The organism is Streptomyces africanus (assembly GCF_002150735.1).
GTDB classification, from domain to species: Bacteria; Actinomycetota; Actinomycetes; order Streptomycetales; family Streptomycetaceae; genus Streptomyces; species Streptomyces africanus.
Genome location: NZ_MUKA01000025.1, coordinates 1 through 24,360, shown reverse-complemented (window position 1 = coordinate 24,360; position 24,360 = coordinate 1). Strand labels below are relative to the sequence as shown.

The 24,360-nt window shown below is 71.7% G+C and carries 22 protein-coding genes and 2 pseudogenes; 12 read left to right on the top strand and 12 right to left on the bottom strand.

The window, feature by feature from the left end; genetic code table 11:
• From CCL05_RS04235 to CCL05_RS04205, 7 genes and pseudogenes are all read right to left on the bottom strand, one after another.
• Positions 1 to 518 (bottom strand): ATP-binding protein (locus CCL05_RS04235; protein WP_208641356.1); only part of this gene is annotated, 518 nt, incomplete at its 3' end.
• A 52-nt stretch (positions 519 to 570) separates the two neighbouring features.
• On the bottom strand, positions 571 to 1,557 hold the full coding sequence (locus CCL05_RS04230; RefSeq protein ID WP_086559125.1) for a hypothetical protein: 987 nt from the start codon (positions 1,555 to 1,557) through the stop codon (positions 571 to 573).
• Positions 1,558 to 1,808: 251 nt separating this feature from the next.
• The gene (locus tag CCL05_RS04225; RefSeq protein WP_086559124.1) at positions 1,809 to 2,201 is read right to left on the bottom strand and encodes a DUF2267 domain-containing protein; all 393 of its coding nucleotides are present in this window, start codon (positions 2,199 to 2,201) and stop codon (positions 1,809 to 1,811) included.
• Between the two features lie 108 nt (positions 2,202 to 2,309).
• On the bottom strand, positions 2,310 to 2,852 hold the full coding sequence (gene grpE / locus CCL05_RS04220) for a nucleotide exchange factor GrpE (protein ID WP_086559123.1): 543 nt from the start codon (positions 2,850 to 2,852) through the stop codon (positions 2,310 to 2,312).
• Between the two features lie 83 nt (positions 2,853 to 2,935).
• Positions 2,936 to 3,364 (bottom strand): annotated as a pseudogene (locus CCL05_RS04215) (Hsp70 family protein); the annotation flags it as partial.
• A 61-nt stretch (positions 3,365 to 3,425) separates the two neighbouring features.
• On the bottom strand, positions 3,426 to 3,782 hold the full coding sequence (locus CCL05_RS04210; protein ID WP_086559122.1) for a J domain-containing protein: 357 nt from the start codon (positions 3,780 to 3,782) through the stop codon (positions 3,426 to 3,428).
• 142 nt (positions 3,783 to 3,924) lie between these two features.
• Positions 3,925 to 4,068: pseudogene (locus tag CCL05_RS04205) on the bottom strand (Hsp20/alpha crystallin family protein); the annotation flags it as partial.
• A gap of 68 nt (positions 4,069 to 4,136) precedes the next feature.
• On the opposite strand from CCL05_RS04205, the gene CCL05_RS45875 reads away from it, so the two are divergent.
• Together CCL05_RS45875 and CCL05_RS04190 are read left to right on the top strand one after the other, a co-directional pair.
• Positions 4,137 to 4,595 carry an Hsp20/alpha crystallin family protein gene (locus tag CCL05_RS45875; protein ID WP_244204151.1) on the top strand — a complete coding sequence of 153 codons (459 nt, stop codon included), beginning with the start codon at positions 4,137 to 4,139 and terminating at the stop codon, positions 4,593 to 4,595.
• A 131-nt stretch (positions 4,596 to 4,726) separates the two neighbouring features.
• Positions 4,727 to 5,566 carry an endonuclease/exonuclease/phosphatase family protein gene (locus tag CCL05_RS04190; protein ID WP_086559120.1) on the top strand — a complete coding sequence of 280 codons (840 nt, stop codon included), beginning with the start codon at positions 4,727 to 4,729 and terminating at the stop codon, positions 5,564 to 5,566.
• Between the two features lie 171 nt (positions 5,567 to 5,737).
• On the opposite strand, the gene CCL05_RS04185 is transcribed toward CCL05_RS04190, so the two are convergent.
• Together CCL05_RS04185 and CCL05_RS04180 are read right to left on the bottom strand one after the other, a co-directional pair.
• A complete protein-coding gene (locus tag CCL05_RS04185; RefSeq protein ID WP_086559119.1) occupies positions 5,738 to 6,337 on the bottom strand; it encodes a dihydrofolate reductase family protein in 600 nt (199 codons plus the stop codon).
• Complete coding sequence (locus CCL05_RS04180) at positions 6,334 to 7,191, bottom strand: metalloregulator ArsR/SmtB family transcription factor (RefSeq protein ID WP_086559118.1); 858 nt, start codon at positions 7,189 to 7,191, stop codon at positions 6,334 to 6,336. Before CCL05_RS04180 ends, CCL05_RS04185 begins: the two co-directional genes overlap by 4 nt.
• A gap of 115 nt (positions 7,192 to 7,306) precedes the next feature.
• Here CCL05_RS04180 and CCL05_RS04175 point away from each other — a divergent pair, with 115 nt between their 5' ends.
• The 4 genes from CCL05_RS04175 (at position 7,307) to CCL05_RS04160 (ending at position 14,367) form a co-directional block, all read left to right on the top strand.
• On the top strand, positions 7,307 to 8,245 hold the full coding sequence (locus CCL05_RS04175; protein WP_086559126.1) for an alpha/beta hydrolase: 939 nt from the start codon (positions 7,307 to 7,309) through the stop codon (positions 8,243 to 8,245).
• 10 nt (positions 8,246 to 8,255) lie between these two features.
• Entirely contained in the window at positions 8,256 to 8,981 is a 726-nt protein-coding gene (locus CCL05_RS04170; RefSeq protein WP_086559117.1) for a helix-turn-helix transcriptional regulator, read from the top strand.
• Between the two features lie 81 nt (positions 8,982 to 9,062).
• Positions 9,063 to 11,990 (top strand): ATP-binding protein, encoded by a 2,928-nt coding sequence (locus CCL05_RS04165; RefSeq protein WP_143589804.1) that lies wholly within the window; start codon positions 9,063 to 9,065, stop codon positions 11,988 to 11,990.
• A 187-nt stretch (positions 11,991 to 12,177) separates the two neighbouring features.
• Positions 12,178 to 14,367: an ATP-binding SpoIIE family protein phosphatase gene (locus tag CCL05_RS04160; protein ID WP_086559115.1), complete on the top strand. Its 2,190-nt coding sequence runs from the start codon at positions 12,178 to 12,180 to the stop codon at positions 14,365 to 14,367.
• Here the strand turns inward: CCL05_RS04160 and CCL05_RS04155 are convergent.
• The gene (locus tag CCL05_RS04155; RefSeq protein WP_086559114.1) at positions 14,333 to 15,520 is read right to left on the bottom strand and encodes a beta-ketoacyl-[acyl-carrier-protein] synthase family protein; all 1,188 of its coding nucleotides are present in this window, start codon (positions 15,518 to 15,520) and stop codon (positions 14,333 to 14,335) included. The two genes, CCL05_RS04160 and CCL05_RS04155, sit on opposite strands and share 35 nt — an antisense overlap.
• Before the next feature lie 260 nt (positions 15,521 to 15,780).
• Here CCL05_RS04155 and CCL05_RS04150 point away from each other — a divergent pair, with 260 nt between their 5' ends.
• Complete coding sequence (locus CCL05_RS04150) at positions 15,781 to 17,349, top strand: COG1361 family protein (RefSeq protein WP_086559113.1); 1,569 nt, start codon at positions 15,781 to 15,783, stop codon at positions 17,347 to 17,349.
• 156 nt (positions 17,350 to 17,505) lie between these two features.
• Positions 17,506 to 18,612, top strand: a complete 1,107-nt coding sequence (locus CCL05_RS04145; protein WP_086559112.1) for an FAD-dependent oxidoreductase — start codon at positions 17,506 to 17,508, stop codon at positions 18,610 to 18,612.
• Between the two features lie 18 nt (positions 18,613 to 18,630).
• On the opposite strand, the gene CCL05_RS04140 is transcribed toward CCL05_RS04145, so the two are convergent.
• The gene (locus CCL05_RS04140; RefSeq protein WP_086559111.1) at positions 18,631 to 19,302 is read right to left on the bottom strand and encodes a pyridoxamine 5'-phosphate oxidase family protein; all 672 of its coding nucleotides are present in this window, start codon (positions 19,300 to 19,302) and stop codon (positions 18,631 to 18,633) included.
• A gap of 224 nt (positions 19,303 to 19,526) precedes the next feature.
• Positions 19,527 to 19,922 carry a RidA family protein gene (locus CCL05_RS04135; protein ID WP_086559110.1) on the bottom strand — a complete coding sequence of 132 codons (396 nt, stop codon included), beginning with the start codon at positions 19,920 to 19,922 and terminating at the stop codon, positions 19,527 to 19,529.
• Between the two features lie 136 nt (positions 19,923 to 20,058).
• On the opposite strand from CCL05_RS04135, the gene CCL05_RS04130 reads away from it, so the two are divergent.
• The 4 genes from CCL05_RS04130 to CCL05_RS04115 all read left to right on the top strand — a co-directional run.
• Entirely contained in the window at positions 20,059 to 21,033 is a 975-nt protein-coding gene (locus tag CCL05_RS04130) for a helix-turn-helix transcriptional regulator (protein WP_086559109.1), read from the top strand.
• 38 nt (positions 21,034 to 21,071) lie between these two features.
• Positions 21,072 to 22,307, top strand: coding sequence for an ATP-binding protein (locus CCL05_RS04125; RefSeq protein WP_086559108.1), 1,236 nt, complete (start codon positions 21,072 to 21,074; stop codon positions 22,305 to 22,307).
• A complete protein-coding gene (locus CCL05_RS04120) occupies positions 22,304 to 23,428 on the top strand; it encodes a tetratricopeptide repeat protein (RefSeq protein ID WP_244204150.1) in 1,125 nt (374 codons plus the stop codon). The genes CCL05_RS04125 and CCL05_RS04120 overlap by 4 nt, the downstream gene beginning before the upstream one ends.
• A gap of 274 nt (positions 23,429 to 23,702) precedes the next feature.
• A partial coding sequence (locus CCL05_RS04115) for a UbiA family prenyltransferase (protein ID WP_107400417.1) occupies positions 23,703 to 24,360 on the top strand: 658 nt, incomplete at its 3' end.

Here is a 24,360-nt window from a genome sequence, read left to right as displayed (position 1 = left end):
GTGCCGGGCCGGGGGCGGGCGGAGGCGGGCAGGGTGCGGACGGTGTAGCTGCCGTCGCCGCGTCCCCGCCACTCCACGGCGGGCGCGTCGGGCGTGCGGGCGGAGCGGCTCAGGACGTGGATCTCGTCCGCCACCAGGAAGCAGGAGAGCAGACCGATGCCGAACTGGCCGATGAAGTCCGCGCGTTGCTCGGCGACCTGCTCGGCGCGCTTGCTGCTGCGGCCGATCGTGGCGAGGAAGGTGTGGACGTCGGCCTCGGTGAGACCGACACCGTCGTCCTCGACGCGGACCACCGAACCGTCTGCGTACAGGCGGATGCCGAGGGCGCCGGCGGATGCGGACGGTTCCAGGCCGTGCCGGGCGGTCAGCGCGTCCACCGCGTTCTGCATCAGTTCGCGCAGGTAGACGCGGGGACTGGAGTAGAGGTGATGGGAGAGGAGGTCGACGAGGCCGCGCAGATCCACCTGGAAGGTGCGGTCGGCGCCGGACGGGTTCGTGGCGGTGTGGGGCAGAGTCATCGGGCAGTCCGGAAGGGGAGGGAGGGCGAGTGGGATCGGGGCCGGCGTGCGCTCAGGCGTGACGGTGGTGGCGGGCGAACTGCTTCTCGGGCTCCGCGAAATAGGTCCAGGGCCAGCTGGTGTAGGCGCCGTCGAGCGTCTGGAAGACCCGCCGGACCGTATGGCGCTCACCGGCCAGCGACAGGGCCATGGCGAACATGTTGAAGTCGTGCTGCCAGCCCGGGCGATAGGCGTAGGCGGGGTGGAGGATGCTGTGGTCGGCCGCCTCCCGCAACTGCGCCTGGATCTCGGAGGTGTGGAGGTAGTCCCCGCGCTCCGACTCGACCCACTCCTCGATGTAGGCCATGGCGATCACGCAGCCGAGGCGGTGCCCCTGCGGAGCGCGGGCGACCGCCTCCTGGGCGAACGCCAGGGCCTGGCCCGGCTTGCCGCCCCAGCGGGGCTGCAACTGCGACACCCACTCCAGGTGGGTCTCCAGGTCCAGCGGGTCGCGGCGCAGGGCGGCGTCGAGCCGGGTCTCGTTGACGGCGCGGCCCAGCGACATGCCCCGGCCGGAGGTGAGGAGACGGCGCCACGGAGTGACCCACTCCGGCCGCAGCTCGGCGGCCTCCAGCAGCTGCTCCTCGGCGATGTCGAGCCGCTCGTGGAAGACCCGCCACTGCTCCTGCGTGACGTTCACGGCACGCTCGGCGGTGCGCGCCTCCCAGCCCCAGATGATGTGGCGCGCCCCGGATATCAGCAGGGCCGCCGCCCGGTGCTCCTTGTCCTCCTCGACGGCCCGGCCGATCCAGTCCTGCACACCGTCCACGTCGGCCAGCTCGCCGAGGACCTGGTGGTCGCGGCCGAGGTCGAAGGGAGCCAGCGCCGCCCTGACCGCCGCCCAGTCACCCGCCTCGGCCGCCTCCACCAGCGCGAGCACCCGCGTGTCGCCGAGCGCGCGCAGTGTGTACATCCCGTTCTTCTGCCTGCGCGGGACGGGGAGGGCATGCGGATCCGCCGCCGGTCTCTCCGCACCTCTGCCGAACAACCTGCCGAACATGCCGCGCCCTCCCCTGGTCCCACGTGATCGTCCGGTGCAGCATATGCGGCCTCACCGACACCGCTTCCACAGGGTTTTCACCGGGGTTTCACGGGGCTCGTCCGGGGTCCGGCACGGCCTGGGTGACCCGCCACAGCCGTCACGGCGCGTGCTGCGCCCGCTGGACGATCGAGCCCGGGCTTCGCGACGAGGCCGGCAGTCGGCCGGCCGACGTACGCCGTGCTCGTGCCCACGCCGACCGGCCGATCGTGTCAGCCGGCGAGATCGGCCTTGCCGAACAGGCCGGCGTAGCCGGAGGGAAGCTGACTGAGGACCTGGTTCAGCTCGCCGCCGCTGACCGCCTCGGCCAGAGTGGTCAGGACGGCACTGGCGTCCCACTCGGCGGTGCGCGGCCGGGCGCCGATGCGCTCGGCGACCCTGCGGCAGAACTCCTCGATCCCGAAGTTCTCGGCCCGCTGCGGCTTGGCGGCCGCGAGTGTCTGCCCGAGCGGTCCGGGCAGCTGGGAGGCGAGGTCATCGACCTCACCGGGGCTGATCCTCCGGGCCAGCACGCTCAACACGGCCTCGGTGACCTTCGCGGCCTCGTCCTGGCTGCCGTATTCGCCGAGCTCGCGTACGCGGGCCACGTACTCGTGGTGCTGCATCGTTCGTCACCTCCGCTTGCTGGAGCGTCGACGGCATCGGTGCGATGCCCTCTTCCCCGGTACCCACGTCTGCGACGGATGCGCGGCCACCGCCGGCAACGCCGCGTATCAGCTGCGCGCGATGGGGAAGGGCGGCGCACCACCTGCGGTGGAAGGGCGTACTCCCCGGTCGCCCCCGTGCGCGCTCCTCGCCGGCGGAGCCGGCCCCGCGACCTCCACATGGGCCGGGCGCAGCAGGTTCTCGCCCAGGCGATAGCCCGGCCGCAGGACCGCCGAGCAGACCAGGCGGTCGCTGCCGGGGGAGGTGTGGTGCGCCACGGCGTCGTGACAGGCCGGATCGAACGGATCACCCACCTCGCCGAACGACGTGACACCCAGGGAGCCGAGCTGCTCCTTCAGGCTGTCGGCGATGTCCTCCAGGCCCGGCGTGAGCGGCTCGTGCGCGCACGCCCGGTCCACGGCGTCCAGCACGGGCAGCAGCGCCCGGAGCACGTTGGCCACCGCGATCTCACGCACGGCCAGGCGGTCCCGCCGGACCCGCTTGCGGTAGTTGTCGTACTCGGCCTTCACTCGCTGAAGGTCGGCGGTCCGCTCCTCCACCAGGCGCCGCAGCTCCGCCAGCTCGGGGTTCTGCGGCCCGCTCCCGGTCATCGTCAGCCAGCCTCCGGCTTGTCGTCGTCGACGATCTCCGCGTCCACCACGTCGTCCTCGGACGAGCCGCCGGCCGCCTCCTCGCCCGCGGTCGCCCCGGTCTCCTTCGTGGCCTGCCGCTGGGCGTCGTCGAAGTACGCCGGGACGGTGACGACCGCGTCGGTGACGTCCTCGCCGAGGTAGGACTCCGCGTCCCGCTTCAGCTTCTGCAGCACCCGCGCGGAGATCTCCTGCGCGGTGTACCGCTTGCCGTCGATGTCACCGTCGCGGGGGAACCGCCAGGAGTGGTCGCCCATGTACCGCTTGACCGAGCGCGCGGTGCGGTCCACGTTCGTCACGGCCTGCCGCTTGGCCACCTCCCCGACCAGCACCTCGCCGTTCTTGGCGAACGCCACGACCGAGGGCGTGGTCCTGGCCCCCTCCGCGTTGGCGATGACGGTGGGCTCGCCGCCTTCGAGGACCGAGACCACCGAGTTCGTCGTTCCGAGGTCGATACCGACCGCCCGTGCCATCTGGTTTCTCCCTCCTCGCCGGTCACTGTCTCCCCACGTGTTCTTCGAGGGCTTCGGGACCTCACCGGGACGTCCGCTCCCACCGGACGGGACCGGCGCGCAGCGCGGGCTCGGGGCGGACGGCCCCGAGCAGGACGACGGAGCGCCGCGCGGGCCGTACGGGCGGAGCCGGGGCATGCCCGCGGTCGTATGCCCGCGCGCAGGACCGGTCGTAGGCCGCCCGCAGGGCCGGGTCGCGCAAGGTCTCGTAGGCCTCCCGCACCTCACCGAACCGCTCGGCGGTGGCCGCGTCGACACGGGTGTCGGGGCGCAGTTCACGCACCCGGGCGCGAAAGGCGGAGGTGATCAGCTCGGCCGTCGCCGAGGGCGCCACGCCCAGTACCGCGTACAGGTCCGCTCGCCGCTGCCGCGCCTGCATCCCGGCCACCTCCTCGCCTTGCCGAGCTGACAGTTACAGATGGTGTGATCTATGACATTGCCAGCAAAAGCGACGAGCCTCCACTCTGAGTCCCGCAACGGACGTCAAGGCGTGTTCGACGCCGACGGCGGACAGTCATCCGTCAGCCGCCGAGTTCCTTGCGGTCACTGCCGCCGCTGACGGCGATCTTGCGGGGCTTGGCCTGCTCGGCCACCGGGATCCGCAGCTTCAGCACGCCCGCGTCGTACGAGGCTTCGACCTGCTCGACGCCGAGGGGGTCCCCGAGGGGCGCGGCAGCATCAACTTCATCCAGTCCGCACTTGTCAATGACCTCGAGTGAAGGGAGAAGCGGGAATGCTTGCGCGTACCGGCGCTCTGGGTGATCTCGATCGGCTCACGCATCAGCTCGCGCATGCCGCTGCGGCCGACGTCGTCATCCCGGCGGATGCCTGGCGCGACGATGAAGCCTTCTACTCCGAATCCGCCGAGGCGGCCTACGGCAACGGCGTCCTCACCCTGCGCCTCCCGCTCGCCCCGCACGCGAAGCCCCGCAAGATCGCGATCTCCGGCAGCACGCAGGCAGCTCACGGCCTGAGGCGTCCCTGGGCAGGTCAGTCGAAGGAGGTGGAAATCGTGAGCGCCCTGCTGTGGCTGCTCATCCCGCTGTCCGCCGGTATCGCCGCCAGTGCGTGGGCCTGGGGCACCGGACGCCGTACCCCCGGCCCGCCCGACCTCGACACATGGGAGGACCTCGACCGCCATGAGCGGCTACGGACCGTCCTGGGCGCCGAGGAGCACTGCGAGGCGGCGTGAGAGGTACCCGCACGCGAGCTGACGGGCAGTCGAGCCGTTGGAAAGGGCAGAAGCACCTGTTGCCGACGACCCCGTCCCATAACCTCGTGCCTGGACACGGCAGATGCCGTGTGAACCGCATTCAGGAGGCGATGGTGTTCGGAAGGGGCATGCGGTTGCTCGCGGGTGCCATGGCCGTGGCCTGCTTGGTGCTCGTCGGCCCCAGCGCGCCGAGCGGTGCCGTCTCCGGCAGGGCACTGCCCGTCACCGCTGTCAGGGAGGCCGTACCGAACCGGGTCATGACCTGGAACCTCTGCAATCCCTGCAAGGTGAGCAACGTCGGCCGGGCGGCGGAGATCGCGGCGTATGCGCCCCAGGTCATCGGCTTCCAGGAAGCGTGCGTGCGCGACGTCGAGAGGATCCGGGAGTACCTGGAGCGACTGCACGGGCTCGTCTACCACGTCGAGTACGGGACGGTGCTGCAGGATTGGGGCCGTTGCGGGGGTCTGCCGTGGAGTCCGGGCGCCTTCGGCCAGGCGATCCTCTCGGCGGCGCCGATGACCGACCGCGCCGGCGCGGAATACCCCGACGGCGGATCCGAGGACCGCGGGTACATGGCGGTCACCACCACGGTGGGCGGCCGGTCCGTCCGGGTCTTCAACACCCACCTCGCCCAACGGCGCCAAGAGGACGTCCGGGCGGACCAGGTGGGCGTACTCGCCGCAGAGGTCGCCCGGTACGACCGCGCGGTCGTTCTCGGCGACTTCAACGCGGTGCCGGATGCGCCCGAACTCGCCCCCATGTGGGAGCTGGCCGCGGACACGGACCCCGGATGCCGTCCCGCGCCCGCCGGCGCCTGCGAGCCGACCACCGACTGGCAGAGCAAGTTCGACTACGTCTTCCTGCGGGGTATGACCCCGCAGGAGCACAGCGTGCGGTCCACGTCGTACTCGGACCACCATCTGGTGCGCGCCGACCTGAACTTGACATGAAGCGCTCGGCCGACGGTCGCCCGTGACGTCCGTGACGCCGCCTCGCGCAATGGGCGGGCAACGGCACCGCCGACCACCTGTGGAAGCTCATGTCGCCCTGAAGCGGCACCAACGGCCCCGCGTCCGCGTGACGGCGGGCGCGGGGACAGTCGTCTCCTCCGGCCCGGAGGCTCAGCGGAGGCGGTCGTAGACCAGGGCGGCCTCGCCCAGCTCGCCCGTCTCGTGATGGGTGAGGCTCCACTTCGAGCTCGGCAGGCCGTCGTCGAACAGCCGCTGTCCGCCCCCGGCGATCTCCGGGCAGACCAGGAGGTACAGCCGGTCGAGCAGATCTGCGGCGAGGAGCGCCTTGATGACGCTCGGGCAGCTGTTGGCGAGGATGTCGCCCTCTCCGGTGGCCTTGAGTTCGGCGACGACGTCGGCGGTCGGGGCGTTTACCACGCGGGTGCGTTCCCACGGCGCTTCGGTCAAGGTCGTCGACAGGACCACCTTTTCCGTGTCGACCAGCCACTTCGCGTATCCGCGATCACGCGGGTCGGCGTTCTCGTCCTCGGCGACGGCCGGCCAGAACCCCAGGAACCCTTCGGCGTTGACCCGGCCGAGCAGCGCCGTCGTCGCGCCTTCCCAGACGCGGGTGAGGTGGTTGCGCGCGACCTCGGTGGTCGCGTAGCGGACGATCGCGCCGGCGTCCCCGGGCCCGCCGGGGCCGTTGTAGCGCCCGTCGAGGGTGAGGCCGAGGTTCGCGGTCACCTTGCGGCCGGTCGAGTTGGTCATGGCTGAATGTCCTGTCTCTTGGTGTGAACGGTGTCGTGCGCGTGTGTGTCGAGGGCCGCGGCGAGCTTGTCGAGGCTCTGGCCGAAGCCGATCTCGATGCCGGCGACGAAGTCCGGGGAGTCGACGGCGCTGTCGGTGATCCGCCACTGGATGTCGAGGTCCGTGCCGGTGCCGGTGGGCCGCAGGACCGTCTCGACGTGTGCGGTGAAGGCGAGGCCACCGTCGGGAAGCAGCGGCGAGAGCCGGTAGGCAAGGCGCTCCCCGGGGCGTACGTCCTCGACGATTCCCTCCGCGCGTCCGGCGACCGGGTCGGAGTCGTCGCCGTCCTCGGCATCGCGGTACTCGTGGACGATCCGCCCGCCCGGCCGTGCCTCGAAGACGAGCTCGGAGACGCGGAGGCCATCGGGCGTCCACCAGTTGGCGAGCAGAGAAGCCTCGGTCAGGTGACGCCACACCAGGTCGGGGCGCGCCGTCAGCGACCGGAGGAACCTGAACGAACGGCCGTCCGCCCACCCCGGCGCGTCCGCGGCGAGCCGCTCCGCCTGGAGGTTGAGCCCGTAGCGCTCGTAGGTCGCGAGCGGTCCACCGGCCTGCTCCGCGGCGTCGGCGAGCCGGCTGAGGGCAGCCGCCAGATCGCGCAGGGTGCTCGGGCGCAGCGCGTAGACGCGGCGCTGGCCCGTGCGCTGGGAGGTGACGATCCCGGCGCGCTCAAGGGTCTGCAGGTGCTTGGTCGTCTGCGGCTGGCGAGCCTGTGCGAGCTGGGCGAGGACACCGACCGAACGGGGCCGCTCGGCCAGCAGGCTCACGAGCCGCCAGCGGGCCGGATCGGCCAGTGCGCTGAGGAGTGCGTCCATGGAGAGAAGTATTCCCCTAAGGGAATATTCGCGTCAAGGAATTTGATGAATGTGACTCAAGTCACAGAGAAAGGGTGACAGGGTGTTGTCGCACGCAGCTGCGACCGTCGACGGCATGACGCTCACCGATGAGGACTGCCTGCCCGAGACCCTGGCGTTCAACGAGCAGTTCGAGGCTGCCGCCGCGAGCCGTCCGGCTCGCGCACAGACGCCGAGCGCGGCCACGCTGGCGCTGCTGCGGCGCAACCGGCTCGGCGGTGACACGCCGCCGGTACGACTGCCCCACGGTCAGGACCGCGTCGTGGACGGCGGAGTGAAGGTGCGGGTCTTCGTGCCGGACCGCGTCGACGGCGTGTACCTGCACTTCCACGGAGGCGGCTGGGTGTTCGGCTCCGCGGACGGACAGGACGAACGGCTCTGGCGGCTCGCCGAACAGGCACGGTTGGCGGTGGTGAGCGTGGACTACCGCCTCGCACCTGAACACCCGTTCCCCGCCGGGCCCGACGACTGCGAAGCGGCTGCCCGATGGCTGGTGACACACGCCTCGTCCGAATTCGGGACCGAACGGCTGCTGATCGGCGGTGAATCGGCCGGTGCCCACCTCAGCGTCCTGACGCTGCTGCGCCTTCGCGACCGGCACGGCATCACCGGCGCGTTCCGGGCAGCCCACCTGCTGTTCGGCCCCTATGACCTGTCGATGACACCGAGCCAGCGGAGTTTCGGCGCCCGGCGGTTGCTGAGCAACACCGACACGATCCGGGGCAGCTACGAGCTGTTCACGCCGGGGATGGGGGAGGAACAGCGCCGTAGCCCGGAGGTGTCGCCCCTGTTCGCTGACCTCGCCGGGCTGCCACCCGCCCGGATCGTCGTCGGCACCGAGGATCCGCTGCTGGACGACTCGCTGTTCCTGGCCGCGCGGTGGCAGGCGGCGGGCGCGCCGGTGCGGCTCGATGTCGTCGCCGGCGCGATGCACGGCTTCACTCTGTTCCCGCTGACCGTCACCGAGCGCCACCTACGGCGGGAGCGCGATTTCCTGGCCGCCGCGTGCCGGTAGCGTCGGCGCCATGAACCGCACTGCCCGACTGTACGCGCTGGTGGAAGAGTTGCGGGCGGCGGCGCCGAGGCCGCTGACGGTCGCGGCGCTGGCCACGCGGTTCGAGGTCGGCACCCGCACGGTGCAGCGCGACCTTCAGTCACTGATGCGCAGTGGCGTCCCGGTGCGTTCCCTGCCCGGGCGGGGCGGCGGCTGGTCGATAGACCGGCAGATGACCCTGCCCCCGATCAGCTTCACCGCCGACGAAGCCCTGGCACTGACCGCCGCGCTCGCCTCGGCCGACGCCTCCACCCCCTACGCCGGCGCGGCCCGCGCGGCGGCTCAGAAGATCATGGCTTCCATGGCCGGCCCCGCCTCGGCGGCGGCCCGGGAACTCGCCGCACGGATCGTCACCCTGCCGGCCGACGGCGACTCGGCGATCCGCACGGCGGTGGAGCGGGCCGTCACCGACTCCATGGTGCTGCGGCTGTCCTACACCGACGCGGCAGGCCGCGTCAGCGACCGCGTCGTGGAACCGGCCGGTCTGCTCACCACGGACGGCCGCTGGTACCTCATCGCCTGGTGCCGCACCCGCCGGGCCGGCCGGGGCTTCCGGCTGGACCGGATCGCGGCGGCGTCTCCCACCGGCGAACAGGCACGGCACCATGACCTGACCGCACTGCTGCTGGGCTCGGCCGCCGCCGGTGCGGTGCAGCCCACCGCACTGGCCCCACTGTGGCGGGTGACCCGGTCCTGATGGTGTGGTGTTCGTCTGCGCGGGCGGTGCGGCGCGTTCTACGCTCACCGGCCTGGGCTGTCGGCGGAGAAGGGAAGACGCATGCGGCGGGGGACAGGGCGGTGGGGCTCCGGATCGAACACCGCGCCGGACGGGACGGCTCACGCCGCACCGTTACGGGACTGGCGCTACGCGGCGGAGATGGCCGCGTATCAGCGCAGCGTCGAGGCGATTCTGGCGGAACCGTCCGTCACCGACCGGTTGCTGAGCCGTCCGGGGGTGACCGCCGAGGCGGTACGTGCGGCCATGCAGGCACCGGCCGCCGTCAACCGGGCCTTCTTGCTGAGCAGGGAGGTCCTCCTCGACACCCGCGAGAAGCTGGACCAGCGGACGAACACCCGCCGCAAGCTGGCACGGGCAAGAGCCGAGGCCGGGCTGGAGCCCGCCTCACTGGCAGTCCTGCTGTGTCTGGGCGCTCTCGTCGTCGCGGCCCCCGAGAGGCACAGCTACTGGTCACGGACCCAGTCCGTCATCGTCGAGGTGCTGGTCGCCGCGACGCTGGGCGGATGGCTGTCGTTCCGTCCCCGCGCCCGGCGCCATCTGTGGTCTCTGTTCGTTCGCGTCGTGGGCCCCGTCGAGCTGTGGCTCGACAAGCAGGAGGCCGACAGCGCTCTGAAGGCGCTGGAGGCGGAGTTCACCACGCACAGCGCCCGCCAAGTGCTGCTGGAGGTCATCACGGCGCTGCTCGGGGACGACCCGCACTCCGTCCTGATGTACGACAGCTACCAGGGGCTGCGAGCGCGCGCTGACGCCCAGTTCTTCGTACTGAGCAAGTGCGGAAGACAGTTGGCACGCAAGCTCTCACTGATCGACGGCGGGACCATCGCGCTCAGCGGTCCGAGGGGGTCCGGGAAGACCACTCTGCTGCGCGCCGCACCTGATCTGCTGCGCACGGACATCCCCGCCGACCGAGGCGGAGCCGACCTGGTGGTCACCGTCGATGTGCCTGCCGCCTACACCCCGTACGACTTCCTGTTGTCCTGCCTGGTGGGTGTCTGCGAGCAGTATCTGCGGCGCAGCGGCCAGGCGGTGCCCGACTTCACGCGATTGTCGGGCATGGTGAGGCGGCACCGCCAGATGGCCGCTCTCGTCCGTCGCGGTGCCCGGTGGTCGCTGTACGCCGTCCCGGCTGCCGCCCTGTTCGTCCTCGGTACCGCGGCGGCGGTCCGCGGCTGGTGGGACGGCCATCGCTCCCTCGTCCAGTCGTGGATCGCGGACGGGGTCCAGGAAGCGGTCCACGGCGTGAGCATGGTGTGGCAGGGGAAGTACACCCTCATCTGTCTGGCGATCGTCTACGCGAGCGCGGTCGTGTGGACGCTGCGAGCGCCCGGCCGGCTCCGCCGGTTCCTGGGGGTGGGGCCGCGGGACCGGATCGGCTGGGTCATCGTGTGGATCGCCGGCTGGTGCCTGTTTCTCGTCCCGGTCGCCGACGTGCTCCTGGACTTCCTGGGCTTCCTGCGGGATTCGGACCCAAGCCTGCTGGACGAGCTGATCCCCACCACCGAGGACGCCGCGATGCCTGTGGCGCTGGCTATCATCGCGTGGATCATGGTCTTCTTCGGTCTCCTCGCGTCCGAAAGACCGCGCAGCCTGACCCGTCAGGACCGGCTGCTGCTGGCCCTCATGGGCGCGGTCGCCGCCGCAGCCGGCGTCCTCAGTGCCTTCTCCATCAGCCGCCCCTACCTGTCGGAGCCGGAAAACCCGGCTCGCGTCGGCCTGTTGGTGCTCGGTAAAGGTCTCGTCACCGCTTCCCGGTCCCGGCGAGGGCCTCGCCCGGCCCAGACGGAACTGGCCAGGCGGTGCGAGGACCAGCTCTACCGACTGCGCACGGCCCAGAGCACCTCCGCCTCGCTGGGCCTCGCCCCGACAGCGCTGTTCACCACCGCGCACAGCTCCTCGCTGTCCAGCGTGCCGCCGAACTTCCCGCAACTCGTGGCGGAGTTCCGGGAACTGCTCGGAGCGATCACCCAGGAACTGCGCGCGACGGACAACGGCCATGTGTTCCTGTGCATCGACGAACTCGACCGCATGGGCACCGCGGACAAGGCCCGCGCGTTCCTCGGCGAGGTCAAGGCGGTCCTCGGCATACCCTGGGTCTTCTGTCTCGTCACCGTGGCCGAGGACGTCAGCGCGGCCTTCGTGCGGAGAGGCCTGCCGAACCGGGACGCCACCGACAGTTCCTTCGACGACGTCGTCCATGTGCGGCCCATGGCGCTGTTGGAGTCCGTGGCCATCCTGCAGCAGCGAGTCCGCCGGCTTCCGTACCCGTACGCCGTCCTCGCGCACGCCCTGTCCGGAGGCATCCCGCGCGACCTCATCCGCTACGCGCTCAGGCTGGTCGAACTGCGCGAGAGCACGTCGTACGTCGAACTGCGGGACATCTCGTACCTGATGCTGACCGAAGAACTCTCCGACACCCTCGCCGGATTCCGCACCCTGCTGGCGGGCCAGCCGTGGACGGCCGGCACGGCGCATGTCCTCACCGGTTACCGGATGCTCACCGAGCAGCTGGACGCCTCCTGCCCGCACCGCCGGGAAGCGCTCGTGCGGGCCTTGCAGGCGTTCGTCTGGCCTGCGGCGCCCGCCTCCGGTGAGCCCGGCTCCGCAGCCGACACCGAGGAGGCTCTGCCGGAGACCACCCGCCTGCTGATCGCGGAGGCCCGGGCCTACGCGGCGTACGGGCTGACCTTGCTCCAGGTCTTCACGCCCTCGGGTTTCGATCAGCGCAGTGCGGAGATCGGCGCCCGGGAACCGGACGGGGCAACCCAGCGCCTGGCCGACATGCGCCTTGAGCTGGCGGTTTCCCCCTACAGTGCGCGCGAGCTGATCCACCGGGTGCGGCGAGCCTGGGGCCTGCCGGACACCAGTGCTTCCTTCCCGCCTGCCGAGTCGGGCATCTGCACGCATCTGCCCTGTTTCCCAGCGCCCCGTACCGGTGACGGAGACATCACCGGGGACTTTCCGGTCTGAGGGCGAGCACGCTCTCCCCCCTGCCCCGGCATTTCCTCACTGTCCGTGTTCACCGTGCGATTCGCTGCTGTGGGCGAAGCGGCCCCCGGTGTTATTCAATGAGGTGTGCGGTCAGGGATCTCGGGGCCTGCCGCACGGGTTACGAGTACTGCCCCGGTGCCGCGCCGGGGATTGCTGAGAGAGCCGCATGGACTCCACACCGTCGCCCTCGTCCTCTTCGGCGTTCGACCTGGTCAGCAGCGCCCTGGGGCGCTACTTCCCGCGCGGTGGAGCGGCGGCGGCCGGTGGTCCCGCCGACGCGCAGGGCGAGCGCACCCCGCGCAGGCCCGTACCCGACCCCCCGGCGACCGGCCGTCAGGAGCAGATCCTCGGCGCGGTCAACCTGGACGGGGACCTGATCATCACCCGCTGCAATCTGGACGCCCCCGTCTTCACGGGTCTGGACGCCGTGGCCGGGAAGCCGTTCGTCGACCTCCTGCCCCCCGGCGACGTACCGACGGTCACCCGGCGATTGCGGCAGGTCCTGGAGACCGGCGAGGCGCACGTCGCCCGGATCCAGCGCCTGCGGCGCGGCGACGGGTCGGAGCTCGTGGTCTCGATGAGCATCCTGCCCGCCGCGGCGCCCGAGGAGGGCCTGACCGTCTCCGTGATCGCCATGGCGAGGAGACTGCACCTCTACGCCGCCGAGACCGCGATCGGTACCTCGCTGGACATCGGCGAGACCGCCCAGTCGCTGGCGGAGTCGCTGTTGGCCTGGGGAGACGTGGCCGCCGTCGACCTCGACTTCGCCGTGTGGACGGGGGAGGGAGTCACCGGGCAGACGAAGGGGCCCATCCGGCTGCGGCGGGCGGCCCTGGTGCCGGACCGGGCGTGGCCCGAGGGCTACGTGACTCCGGGCGACGACCTTCCCGGAGACGCGAGTCGCCTGCTGGCCCGGGCGGTACTGCGGGACGACGTCCCCCAGACCATCGTCATACCCGACCGGGAGACGGTCGAGCGGGTCTTCGCCAGCCCACGCGTCGTGCGTGCCCTGGTGCCCGGTGAACGGTCGGCTGGTGTGGCGTGCATCCCCCTGGTCCTGGACGGCGAGCCGCCCGTCGTCCTGGGCGTGGCGGAGGTCTGGCGGCGGGCGGACAGCCCCTTCCGGGACAACGAGCTGTTCGACCTGCAGGAACTGGTGGCCAGGACCGCGCACCACGTCGACCTGGCGCGTCAGCACCAGCGCGAGCACACGCAGGTGCTGGCGTTGCAGCGTCGCCTCCTGCCCCGGACGGGCGGAGACACCCTCCAGATCGCCAGCGTCTACCAGCCCGCCAACCCCGACAGCGCGGGCGTCGGCGGGGACTGGGTGAACAGCTTTCCGCTGCCGGACGGCCGTACCGCGCTGGTGGTCGGCGACGTCGTCGGGCACGGCCTGGGAGCCGCGGCGACCATGGGCCAGCTGAGCATGGAGGCCCGCGCACTGCTGTCCGCCGGGCTCGCGCCCGACGAGGTGCTGGAGCACCTGGACGAGACCGTGACGCTACTGGACGACGCGGAGTCCGGGCTGGCGGCCGGCTACAGCGCGCTGGGTTCGACGTGCTGCATCGCCCTCTACGACCCGGTCAGCCACCAGGTGGCGCTGTCCAGCGCCGGCCACCTCCCCCCGGTCCTGGTCTCCCCGGACGGGCACGCGGGCCCGCTCGCGGTCCGACCGCATCCCGGCCTGGGCGCCGAGTTCGCTCTGCGGGAGCCGTTCGACGTGCATGTGTTCGATGCACCTCCGGGCTCCCTGCTCGTCCTCTACACCGACGGGCTGGTGGAGGATCCGGCCGTGTCGATCGACGAGGGCATCGCCAGGCTGGCGGACGCCGTGTCCACGGTGCACCCCTGGGACGCCCTGCAGCAGGCCGCACGGCACGTCGTCTCCGCGCTGGCGCCCACGCCCCAGCGCGACGATGTGACCCTGCTGCTCGCACGGATGATCGGCTACCGCAAGGGGGACACCGCGACCTGGCGGCTGCCCGCCCGCCAGGACGCCCCCGCCCGGGCACGCGCGCAGGTCTCCGCGCTGCTGAGGCAATGGCGCACCAGGGACGACATCCGGGACGGCGTGGTGCTGCTGGTCAGCGAGCTGGTCACGAACGCGGTGCGGTTCGCCGCCGGTCCCCTCACGGTACGGCTGATCAGGACCGGTCACGGCCTGCTGTGCGAGGTGGGCGACACCGGCAGCGGCAGGCCGCGCCTGAGGCGGGGCGGCCTGCTCGACGACGGTGGTCGGGGCCTCGGCATCGTGCACAGACTCACCACCCGGTGGGGGGTGCGGTGGACGGACACCGGGAAGGTGGTCTGGGCGGAAGTCGCTACAGCCACTCCCCTTCCAGGGCGGTGGCGGTGAGACCCGGGGCCGCCGCGTACAGAACGGCGCGGTCGCCGGGCTTCAGCCGCCCGGCGTCCTGTGCCCGCCGCAGGATGTCGAACACGGCGGCACCTCCGCGGTTGCCGCTGGTGTAGCTGTCCCGGCTGTAGTCCAGCAGCCCCGGCGGCCACGCGTCGGGCATGGTCTGCTCCATGTACTCCAGCACCCGGGTGCCGCCGGGGTGCGCGAGCAGAACGTCGGGGTGCCAGGAGCCGGGCTCGTCCTGGTAGCGGACGCGCAGCCACTCCCACATCGCGGTGACCGTCTGCTGGACGGCGCGCGGCCCGCGCCGGTCCATCACGAAGTGGGTGCCGTCCGCCCGCGTCTCCAGGCGGTGCAGGTCCTGGGTGCCGGGCAGGGTGTGGTGCCATGCGGCGTCCAGCCGCAGCACCGACTCGGGCCTCGGGCGGCCCGTGACCACCGCGGCGACCGCGGTGTCCGCGAACAGCAACCGGACGATCAGCGACTCGAGGGTGTCGTCCGCGGGCTGGTAGGTCGTGCTCAGCGCCTCCGCGATGACGATCAGGACCACCCGGTCGGGGTCCGCGGCCACGAGATCCGCCGCCAGCGCCAGGGAACGGGTGCCCGCGATACAGGCCCACTGCGTCGCCGGCAGCATCATCACGTCGCTGCGCAGCGGAAGCTTGTTGGCCAGGGTGATGTCCAGACCCGGCAGCGCCGGGGTGGTGGAGTGGCTGGTGATCACGCAGTCGACGTGCGCGGCGTCCAGCCCGGCACTCTGCAGGGCCCCGCGCGCCGCACGCTCCCCGTAGGACTGCACGGCCTCCCAGGCCGGCGCGGTGCGCTCCTGGACGGTCTGCGGCGCGGGTATGGTCTCGAGGGCGGCGATCATACGGTCCACGTCCTGCTGGGTGAACCCCCCGCGCGCCAGCGCCTGTTGGGCCGGCTCGACGCCGACGCTCCGCAGGCCATTGCCGGTGCCGGGCGCGACGGCGGTCTCCAGCGGCAGCATCCATCCGCGGGTCTCGATGCCCGTACTGGCCGCGATGCCGTCGACCCGCGGCGCCCACGCCGCGTGCGGGTGCCGGTCGCTCACCTCTGCCACGATCTGGCTGGTCGTTACGGGGTGTTCGCCGTGTATCACGGTAGGAGGGCAGAGGTAAGCGGCCATATTGGGGCACCTTTCAAGGGGAAACAGGGGAACGTCGCCAGTGCTGTGTCTTGGGTCACTTTGGAACTTCGCGCCCAGAGAGTGCTGATGAGCTCTGCTTAGGGCGCTGATGTCCGTTTCGAGGATGGACGCTAAATGGACATTTCCGCTGTGATGGACGCAACTTAGGCGCCTCGAGCCGCGTGATACGGCACACACCGCCGCATCGAGCCGCACGCCCGGGGGCGCAACTTTCAGGACACCTCGCGCATCAAACGTGTATGAACCCTCAGCGCACGGTGTTCGGGGCAGTACTGGCTGCCTTGGTGCTCGCCCTGGCGTCCAGCGCACCCAGTGCAGTCGCTGCAGGCGGCGATCCCTCTGTCACACCGTCCCCCCTGCCGACTCAGGCGTACGCGACGATCAGCGCCGACGAGCAGATCAACGTGGGGTCGTCGGGGGAGCGGTCGGTCACCGTCGGCTGGATGTTCTGGGACGGCGGGGCGCAGGTCCCCGTTCCCACGAACGACTCCCTCGTCATCGACGCGCGTGACCTGGCGGGCATCGCGAGCGTCACGGCCGACGACCCGAGGTGCGAGGCGGACGGGCGGGTCGTCACCTGCGTCAACAAGGGTGCCGCGCAGAGCCGTTCGGTCGAGTTCACCCTGCGAGCGGACGCGGGCGCGGCACCCGGCGGCAGCGGCACGATCACGTACACCCTCACCGCCGACCGTGGCACCGGCGCCACTGCGAAGGCGAAGGTGGTCGCAGGCACCCCGAACCTGGTCGTCGGCAGGGTGCCGGACGTGACGCACGCCGGGATCGGTTCCCGGATCAGTGTGCCGCTCCGGCTGCGCAACACCGGGGATCTGACCACTGACCGGCGCATCATGCTGCGCTGGGAATCGGTGGGCGGCCTGGTCTTCGACCGCACGTTCTCCAACTGTGCCTACGGCGAAGGTGATGAACCCGGCGAACCCGGCAGCCGGACATCCGTCACGTGCGTCTTCACGGCCTCCTCGGACTCCGTGCCCGCGGGAGGCACCGTGAAGCTGAGCAGCCCCCTGACGGCCACGGTCGGCAAGCGCGTCCTGACCGCCGTGACCGACTACTCGGTCAGGCTGCTGAAGCCGCGCGAACAACCCGGCGGCGGCAGTCACCAGGGCACCGGGCCGGCGCTCACCCTGGTAAGGGCGTCCGGAACGGGAGGCGGATTCGAGCACGGTGCCGAGGGCCGGTTCACCGTCGCGGCCGACAACTCCGCGGACCTCGCGGCCGATGCCACGGCACAGCGGGGACGCCGGGCGGGCGAATGGATCCTGGACATCAACGCCGTGAACCACGGGCCGGCCTCCGCGTACGGGATCGACGACAAGCCCGTCGCCGTGGTCGACGTCGTCCTGCCCAAGGGTGTGGTCGCGACCGGCACCGCTCACACGGAGGAGGAGGACAGCCCGTACGGCCCCTGCCTTCTCCGGGTCGGCAGCACCACGACCGCACCTTTCGAGGCAGGCCACCGGCATTACGTGTGCACCGCGCCGTTCGGTGTCCCCGCCGGCAAGAGCCAGCTGTTCCAACTGTGGGTGAAGCAGACCGAGGGCTACGACGGCGCCAAGGGCAGGGCGACCGTGCGTCCCGGCCCGGCCGGCATCCGCCTGCACGACCCGGACGCCTCCAACGACAGCGTCGCCTTCGCCTTCGGCACGCCGGCCACACCGACGGCGGACGCGTCTTCCGGCGACACCATGACCACCACGGGCGCGGGCCGCACACTCATCGCGACCGCAGCCGGGGCTGTGCTCCTGGGCGCCGCCGTCCTCGTCGTCCGCCGCCGGGGTCGTACCCGCTGAAACGCTGAGCCGGGGCTGATCTGCGGTGTCGGTGCCGCGTCGGAGCACTGTCGGGGGCTGTCGGTGGGCTGTCGGTGGCTCGTCGGTGAGGGCTGGCACCTTTCGAGAGACGGCCGGCCGGAGTTCACCGGGCGGCCCGATCCCGAAGGAGCCACCATGCACACCTCAGTCACGATCATCGGCGCCGGACTCGGCGGACTCACGCTGGCCCGCGTCTTACACGTCCACGGCGTCCCGGTCACGGTCTACGAGGCGGAGTCCTCGCCCTCGGCACGCACGCAGGGCGGATTGCTCGACATCCATGACTACAACGGGCAGCTCGCACTCAAGGCGGCCGGTCTGATGGACGAGTTCCACGCCATCGTTCTGGAGGGCCGCCAGGCGATGCGGATCCTCGACCGGGACGGGACCGTCCTGGTCGACCAACCCGACGACGGCATGGGCGGACGCCCCGAGGTGCAGCGCGGGGACCTGCGGCAGGTCCTGCTCGACGCGCTCCCGGCGGACACCGTGCGGTGGGGGCACAAGGTCAGCCGCACTCGGGCCCTGGGCGGCGGACGCCACGAGGTGACGTTCGCCGACGGCGCCACCGTCGTCACCGGCCTGCTGGTCGGCGCGGACGGCGCGTGGTCACGGGTCCGCCCGCTGCTGTCCACCGCCACACCCCAGTACATCGGCAAATCGGTCGTCGAGACCTACCTGTTCGACGCCGCCACGCGGCACCCGGCCGCCGCGAAAGCAGTCGGCGGCGGGATGCTGATGGCCCCTTCGCCGGGCCGTGAGGTCTTCGCGCACCGGGAGAAGGACGACACTCTGCACGCCTACGTGGGGCTGTCCGAGCCACAGGACTGGTTCGCCGCCATCGATTTCACCGACGCCGACAAGGCCACCGCACGGATCGCGCAGGAATTCGACGGCTGGGCGCCGGAACTCACCGCGCTGATCACCGACAGCGACGTCGCGCCGGTCCTGCGCCCCCTCTACGCTCTGCCGGCCGGACACCGGTGGGAGAGGGTTCCGGGGGTGACCCTGCTCGGCGACGCCGCCCACCTCGCGGCTCCCAACGGCGAGGGCGCCAACCTGGCCATGCTCGACGGCGCAGAACTCGGTCAAGCCCTGGCCGCGCACCCCGACGACATCGAGGCGGCGCTCACCGAGTACGAGCAGGCCATGTTCCCCCGCAGCGCCGAGACCGTCACCGACCAGATGCCCGAGCTCGACGCCCACGGCCTGATCGAATGGTTCGCCGAGAAGGGCAAATGAGCGGCTCGGGCCCTCGACTCAGCGGGGAGTCAGTCCGCGCTCCTGGGCCGCCGCTCCGAAGTAGTCGCCACCCTTGCGCTTGGCGTCGTCGGTGCCCCAGGCCTGCTCGTCGTCGGCAGGGGAACGGTTCGCACTCGTGGTGTTCTGCCGCAGCGGTGCTCTGACCAGCCTCGGTATGTGCTTCGAGCAGTGGATGTACGCCTCTTCGACCTCGATCTCCACCCACAGGTGCGGGCGGCGGCCGGGTACGGGATCGACCGGCAGGTCCGGCATCCTCTGGCGCATGGTGTCATCGGTGACCAACTGGGCCCGGCCGTTGACATGGAGGCCGATACGGTCCTGGGAGAAGTCGATCATCAGCATGCCGACGTGCGGGTTCTCCCGGATGTTGCCGAGCGAGGCCATGACGCCGTTCCCGCGGTACTCCGGGTAGGCCAGAGTCGCGTCGTCGAGTACCCGGAGAAACCCCGGTGGGCCCGCCCGGAAGGTGCTGTCGCACTCGCCGTGACGGTCCGCGGTCGCGAGGAAGAACATCTCCTGGCGGGCCACGAACTCCTTCATACGGGGGTTGAGCCGGTCCAGAACCTGCTCGTCGTAGAACCGGTCGGCGCGGCCGACCGTGCCCAACTCCTGCTGGATCCGGTGTTCGCCGTGGCTACCGGGCCGGTCTGCCCGTTCATCGTGGTGCAACGGTCCTCCTCCAGTGATTTCGGCAGGGCGGGAGTTCGCCCTCGTGACTGATTTCGTCACCTGGCAGGCCGAAAATCGCCACCGGCCATGGCTGACAGACTAGGACCTGTTCCCCAGTGATCGACGTCGGGTCGTCGTGAGCCCGGCCGCCGCAGCGACGACGTCGCTGCGGCGGCCGGGCTCATGCAGGCACTTGGGGTGATCGCGTCGACGGCGAGGTCACCTCACGCGACGGCCGTTCCCTCGAGCTCTACCAGCTGGCCGGGGACCGCCAGCCGTGTCACCCCGAGCATCGTGGTGGTCGGCGCCACCCCGGCGGCGCCCAACCGCCCCGCCAGCACGCCGTAGTGCTGGAAGAGCAGATCGACATCGGTCGTGTAGACGTTGAGCCGGACGACGTTCGCGAGGGACATGCCGGCCTCGCCGAGCACGGCCTCCAGGTTGTCGATGCTCAGCGCCAACTGCGCCGCCATGTCACCGTCGTGCCGGGGCTTGCCCTCCTCGCTCATCGCGGTCTGCCCCGAGATGTACAGGGTCCGGGTGTGCCCGGAGACGACCTCACCCTGGTTGAATCCCAGCCCCGCCGACCAGGTCACCGGGTTGACCGCCGTTCGTTCCACTGCCACGTCAGCTCCGTTCGCATCATCGGCAACGCGCACGGCCATCGGCTCGGCAGCCGCCGGCGTCGTCGTCGTGGCAAGGAGCCTCGCAGCGAATCACGACATCCTCGGTCATGTATTCCGATAGGGTTTTCGCATGCGTGCCGACCGGTTGGTCTCGCTGGTGCTGCTGCTGCGTCAGCGCGGTCGGCTGACCGCGGACACGCTGGCCCGCGAGCTGGAGGTGTCCACCCGCACCGTGCTGCGCGACATCGAGGCGCTGTCCGCCGCCGGCGTCCCGGTCTACGCCGAACGCGGCCGGCACGGCGGTTTCGCCCTGTCGCCCGGTTTCCGGACCGAGCTCACCGGTCTGAACCACGACGAGGCCCTTGCCCTGCTGACCGCCGGATCGGGGCGCGGCGAGCAGGCCTTCGGCCTCGGCTCGGCGCTCGCCTCGGCCATGCGGAAGGTGGTCGACGCGCTGCCCGAAGGCCACCGGGCCACCGCGAGCGACGCGGCCCGGCGTTTTCTCGTCGACCCGGAGACCGACCTGCTCGCACGTCGGCTGGTCACCGAAGAGGTACCCGGCACCACCATGATCGAGGTCCGGCGCGCGGTGCTCGCCGGCCACAAGCTGCGCATCCACTACGCGGCCACGGGCCAGACCCCACAGTGGCGCACGGTGGACCCCATCGGCCTGGTCACCGTCCGCGACCGGGTCTACCTGCTGGCCACGAGATCCGGCGCGGACCGCACCTACCGGCTGTCGCGGGTGCTGGCCGCCGAGGAACTCCCCGAACCGGCACAGCGGCCGAACCGGGTCGATCTGGACCGGATCTGGCGGGAACGCTCCGCGCGGTTTCTCTCCGGCCGCGACCACATCACCGTGCTGGTACGGGTGGACCCGGCGCGGCGGGAGGACCTGCTGGACACCGCAGTGGCCGTGCGCGCGGAAGAACCGGACGCAGACGGCTGGTTGCGGCTGGAGGTGACCTTCCAGGACGCACGACACGCCGAATGGGCGCTGTGGCAGCTCGGCACGGACGCGGAAGCCCTCACCCCGCAGTCGTTGCGCACCTCCCTGCGCGACCGCGCCGCCGCGATCGCCACCCGCTATGACGATCCATCCTGAGCGCGGGGTGCCCTATCGGCTGGCCTAGGCTGTGGATCATGCCGGATGACTCCCCTCTGATACAGAGTCTGCGTACCGCCGTCGCCGCCGCTCCCGCCGATGTGCCCCTGCGGTTGCATCTGGCCCAGCTCCTGCTGGAGGCCGGCCGGTCGGAGGCCGCCGTCGCCGAGGCGGCCGTGGCCCTTCAGCACGCGCCGGGTGACGTTCAGGCCCGTGACCTGATGGCGCGGGCGATGGGCGCGCCGGCCCCGGCGCCGACGCAACCCCCGGACCAGCGGGCGGGGTTCGACTGGCGAGCCGCCGAGGAGCAGGTCGGGGACGTGGTGCCGCCGCGGTTCGTCGAGGCGCCGGTCCGCGCGGACGGACAGGACGACCCCGGCGATGCCGGCGCGTGGGACGTTCAGACGCCCGATGGAGTGCGGCTGGCCGACGTCGGCGGTATGCAGGAGGTCAAGGACCGCCTGGAGGCCGCGTTCCTCGCGCCGCTGCGCAACCCCGAGCTGCGCAAGCTGTACGGCAAGAGCCTGCGCGGCGGGCTGTTGCTGTACGGGCCGCCCGGCTGCGGGAAGACGTTCATCGCCCGCGCGGTCGCCGGGGAACTCGGCGCCGCGTTCCTGTCGGTGTCGGTCAACGACGTGCTCGACATGTGGATCGGCAACTCCGAGCGCAACATGCACGAGGTCTTCGAGACCGCCCGCCGCCAGGCGCCCTGCGTGGTCTTCCTGGACGAGCTGGACGCGCTCGGCGCCAAGCGCAGCCGCAGCGCGCACAGCGGCATGCGCAACACGGTCAACCAGCTGCTCACCGAGCTGGACGGCATCGACTCGGCGGCGAACGAGGGCGTGTTCGTCCTGGCCGCCACGAACGTGCCCTGGGACGTGGACAACGCCCTGCGCCGTCCCGGCCGGCTGGACCGGACGATCCTGGTCCTGCCGCCCGACGGGCCGGCCCGGGAGGCGATCCTCCGCTACCACCTGCGGGACAGGCCCATCGAGAACGTCGACCTGGGCAAGCTGGTCAAGGCCACGGACGGCCTGTCGGGCGCGGACCTGGCCCATGTCTGCGAGGCGGCGGCCGAGCGGGCGCTGCTGGACTCGGCGCGTACCGGGACGGTCCGTCTGATCGGTATGAAGGACTTGCTGGCCGCCGCGAAGGAGGTCGTCCCGTCCGCCGAGCCGTGGTTCGCCTCCGCGCGCAACGTGGCGATGTTCGCCAACGAGGGCGGGATGTACGACGACCTGGTGGCGTACCTGAAGAAGAGGCGCAAGCTGTGACCGCGACCGTGCACCCCGCCGTGGAGCGGGCCGACCTGCTCATCGACCTGAAACGGTACGAGGAGGCCCGCGAACTGCTGGCGCGGCGGCTCGCGGAGGACCCGGAGGACGTCCGGGCCTGGGTCAAACTCGCCCGCAGTCATCTCGGGGACGAGAAGGACGGGCCGAAGGCCCTGGAGGCGACGGAGCGGGCGCTGGCGCTGGACTCCGCGGACACCGGGGCTCTCGTCATGCACGCGCACGCCCTGCGCGCCGCGGGCCGCTTCCTGGAGACCGAGGACGTGCTGCGCGAGGTGATCCGCCTCGCCCCCGACCACTGGTACGGCTACGCGCTGCTCGCCAACTGGCTCTGGCGCATCAGGGCGATCCGCTCCGGACAGGCCAACGGCGGCCAGGTCAGGCGGGAGGACCAGGACGCCGCCCTGCGGGAGGCCGGCGAACTGGCCCAGGAGGCCATCCGGCTGGGCCCCGAGGAGGTGTTCGCCTACGAGGTGGCCTGGCTGATCGCCGACATGGCGGGCAACCGCACCGTCGCCGACCGACTGGACGAGGCCATCCTCCGGCTCGACCCGCAGCACGAGCAGGCCCTGGCCCGGCGGACGAAGAAGGCGGCGACCGCGCCCGGCGTCAACGCGGCGCAGGCCGCCACCCTGTACGCCGACGCGCTGGCCGCCGCCCCCGGCTCCGCGCCGATGCGCAGCGGCCTGGACGACGCCTCCTACCGTCTGCTGCGCGGCATCCGCTGGCTGGCCCTGCTCTGCCTCGCACTCGCCGGTGTGGGCATCGACCTGTTCGCGACGGAGGGCCGGACCCAGCGGGAGCTGCCGCTGCCACTGGGCCAGCGGCTCTGGGACCTCGTCCCCATGGCCGTCGTCTGGACCCTGGGCGCCCTGCTGAGGTACCGGCGGCTGCGCGCCGGCGTCCGGGTCAATCTGCGCTCGCTGCTGCGCCGCCGCACCTGGCCCCGTATCGTCCTGGCCCAGGCATCCTGGGCCATGGCCTGCGCCCTGCTCATCACCCAGATCCCGTGGACTGACCGCACGGTCCCGCAGGTACTGTTCTGGGCCGGTCTCCTGGCGACGGTGGCGACGATCTGGTTCGACCGGCGCAAGAACGGCTGAACGGACCTGGTCAGCCGTACCCGCAGGCCACCGATAGCGGGCCCTCTCGGGAGCCGCATCGGCTTCGCTTCCAGGTCCTGCCCGTTCCACCGGATGCCGGACCACCCCGTGTGAGCGGGCGGGCAACGTGGGAGCGATGCTGCATGCGCAACGTGATCACCGGTGACGGCGGGCCGTGGTCCCGGGCGACCGGAAACAGAGCGGAGGGGTGCGGCGAGGCCACCGTGCTGCGCCTGGGCACGGTGGCCCGTGCCCCCGGTGATGCGGCGGGGCGATGCCCGTGACCGCCGGCACGGCCCCCGCGCGCCCCGCACCGCCGCGTGCGCGCGCGCTGCTCGCCGCCGCCCACGGCGGGCCCGCTCTGGCCGTCACCGCCGTCACGGGCCTGCTGGCACTCCGCGCCGGTCTGCGCCCGCCGGCCGCCGCCGCCGTCACCGCGGCGGTGTTCACCGGCCAGCTCACCATCGGCTGGGGCAACGACCTGCTCGACCTCGCGCGTGATCGCGCCGTGGGCCGCACCGACAAGCCGCTGGCCATCGGTTCCCTCCCGGTCCGCTGGGTGGCACGCGCCCTCGTCATGGCCGCTCTCGCCTCCCTCGTGCTGTCCGCGCTCGTCGGCTGGCGCAGCGCACTGGTCAACGTCGTCCTCGCCACCGGCGCGGGCCACGCCTACAACGCCGGGCTCAAGGCGACCCCCTGGTCATGGGTGCCGTACACCTGCGGCTTCGGGATGCTGCCCTCGGTCGTCACCCTCGCCGCCGCGCCCCCGCACTGGGCGCCCTGGTGGATGACCGCCGCCGGCGCCGCGCTCGGCGTCGGGGCGCATCTGCTCAACGTGCTGCCCGACCTCGCCGACGACGAAGCCACCGGGGTCCGCGGCCTGCCGCACCGGATCGGCGAACGCCCCTCGCGCGTCCTGGCCGCCGCGCTGC

Excerpts from the sequence above, each read along its gene's own strand:
- CCL05_RS04230 (WP_086559125.1), bottom strand. The coding sequence starts at position 1,557 with ATGTTCGGCAGGTTGTTCGGCAGAGGTGCGGAGAGACCGGCGGCGGAT.
- CCL05_RS04225 (WP_086559124.1), bottom strand. The coding sequence starts at position 2,201 with ATGCAGCACCACGAGTACGTGGCCCGCGTACGCGAGCTCGGCGAATAC.
- grpE (WP_086559123.1), bottom strand. The coding sequence starts at position 2,852 with ATGACCGGGAGCGGGCCGCAGAACCCCGAGCTGGCGGAGCTGCGGCGC.
- CCL05_RS04210 (WP_086559122.1), bottom strand. The coding sequence starts at position 3,782 with ATGCAGGCGCGGCAGCGGCGAGCGGACCTGTACGCGGTACTGGGCGTG.
- CCL05_RS45875 (WP_244204151.1), top strand. The coding sequence starts at position 4,137 with ATGCTTGCGCGTACCGGCGCTCTGGGTGATCTCGATCGGCTCACGCAT.
- CCL05_RS04190 (WP_086559120.1), top strand. The coding sequence starts at position 4,727 with ATGGTGTTCGGAAGGGGCATGCGGTTGCTCGCGGGTGCCATGGCCGTG.
- CCL05_RS04185 (WP_086559119.1), bottom strand. The coding sequence starts at position 6,337 with ATGACCAACTCGACCGGCCGCAAGGTGACCGCGAACCTCGGCCTCACC.
- CCL05_RS04180 (WP_086559118.1), bottom strand. The coding sequence starts at position 7,191 with ATGGACGCACTCCTCAGCGCACTGGCCGATCCGGCCCGCTGGCGGCTC.
- CCL05_RS04175 (WP_086559126.1), top strand. The coding sequence starts at position 7,307 with ATGACGCTCACCGATGAGGACTGCCTGCCCGAGACCCTGGCGTTCAAC.
- CCL05_RS04170 (WP_086559117.1), top strand. The coding sequence starts at position 8,256 with ATGAACCGCACTGCCCGACTGTACGCGCTGGTGGAAGAGTTGCGGGCG.
- CCL05_RS04165 (WP_143589804.1), top strand. The coding sequence starts at position 9,063 with ATGCGGCGGGGGACAGGGCGGTGGGGCTCCGGATCGAACACCGCGCCG.
- CCL05_RS04160 (WP_086559115.1), top strand. The coding sequence starts at position 12,178 with ATGGACTCCACACCGTCGCCCTCGTCCTCTTCGGCGTTCGACCTGGTC.
- CCL05_RS04155 (WP_086559114.1), bottom strand. The coding sequence starts at position 15,520 with ATGGCCGCTTACCTCTGCCCTCCTACCGTGATACACGGCGAACACCCC.
- CCL05_RS04150 (WP_086559113.1), top strand. The coding sequence starts at position 15,781 with ATGAACCCTCAGCGCACGGTGTTCGGGGCAGTACTGGCTGCCTTGGTG.
- CCL05_RS04145 (WP_086559112.1), top strand. The coding sequence starts at position 17,506 with ATGCACACCTCAGTCACGATCATCGGCGCCGGACTCGGCGGACTCACG.
- CCL05_RS04130 (WP_086559109.1), top strand. The coding sequence starts at position 20,059 with ATGCGTGCCGACCGGTTGGTCTCGCTGGTGCTGCTGCTGCGTCAGCGC.
- CCL05_RS04125 (WP_086559108.1), top strand. The coding sequence starts at position 21,072 with ATGCCGGATGACTCCCCTCTGATACAGAGTCTGCGTACCGCCGTCGCC.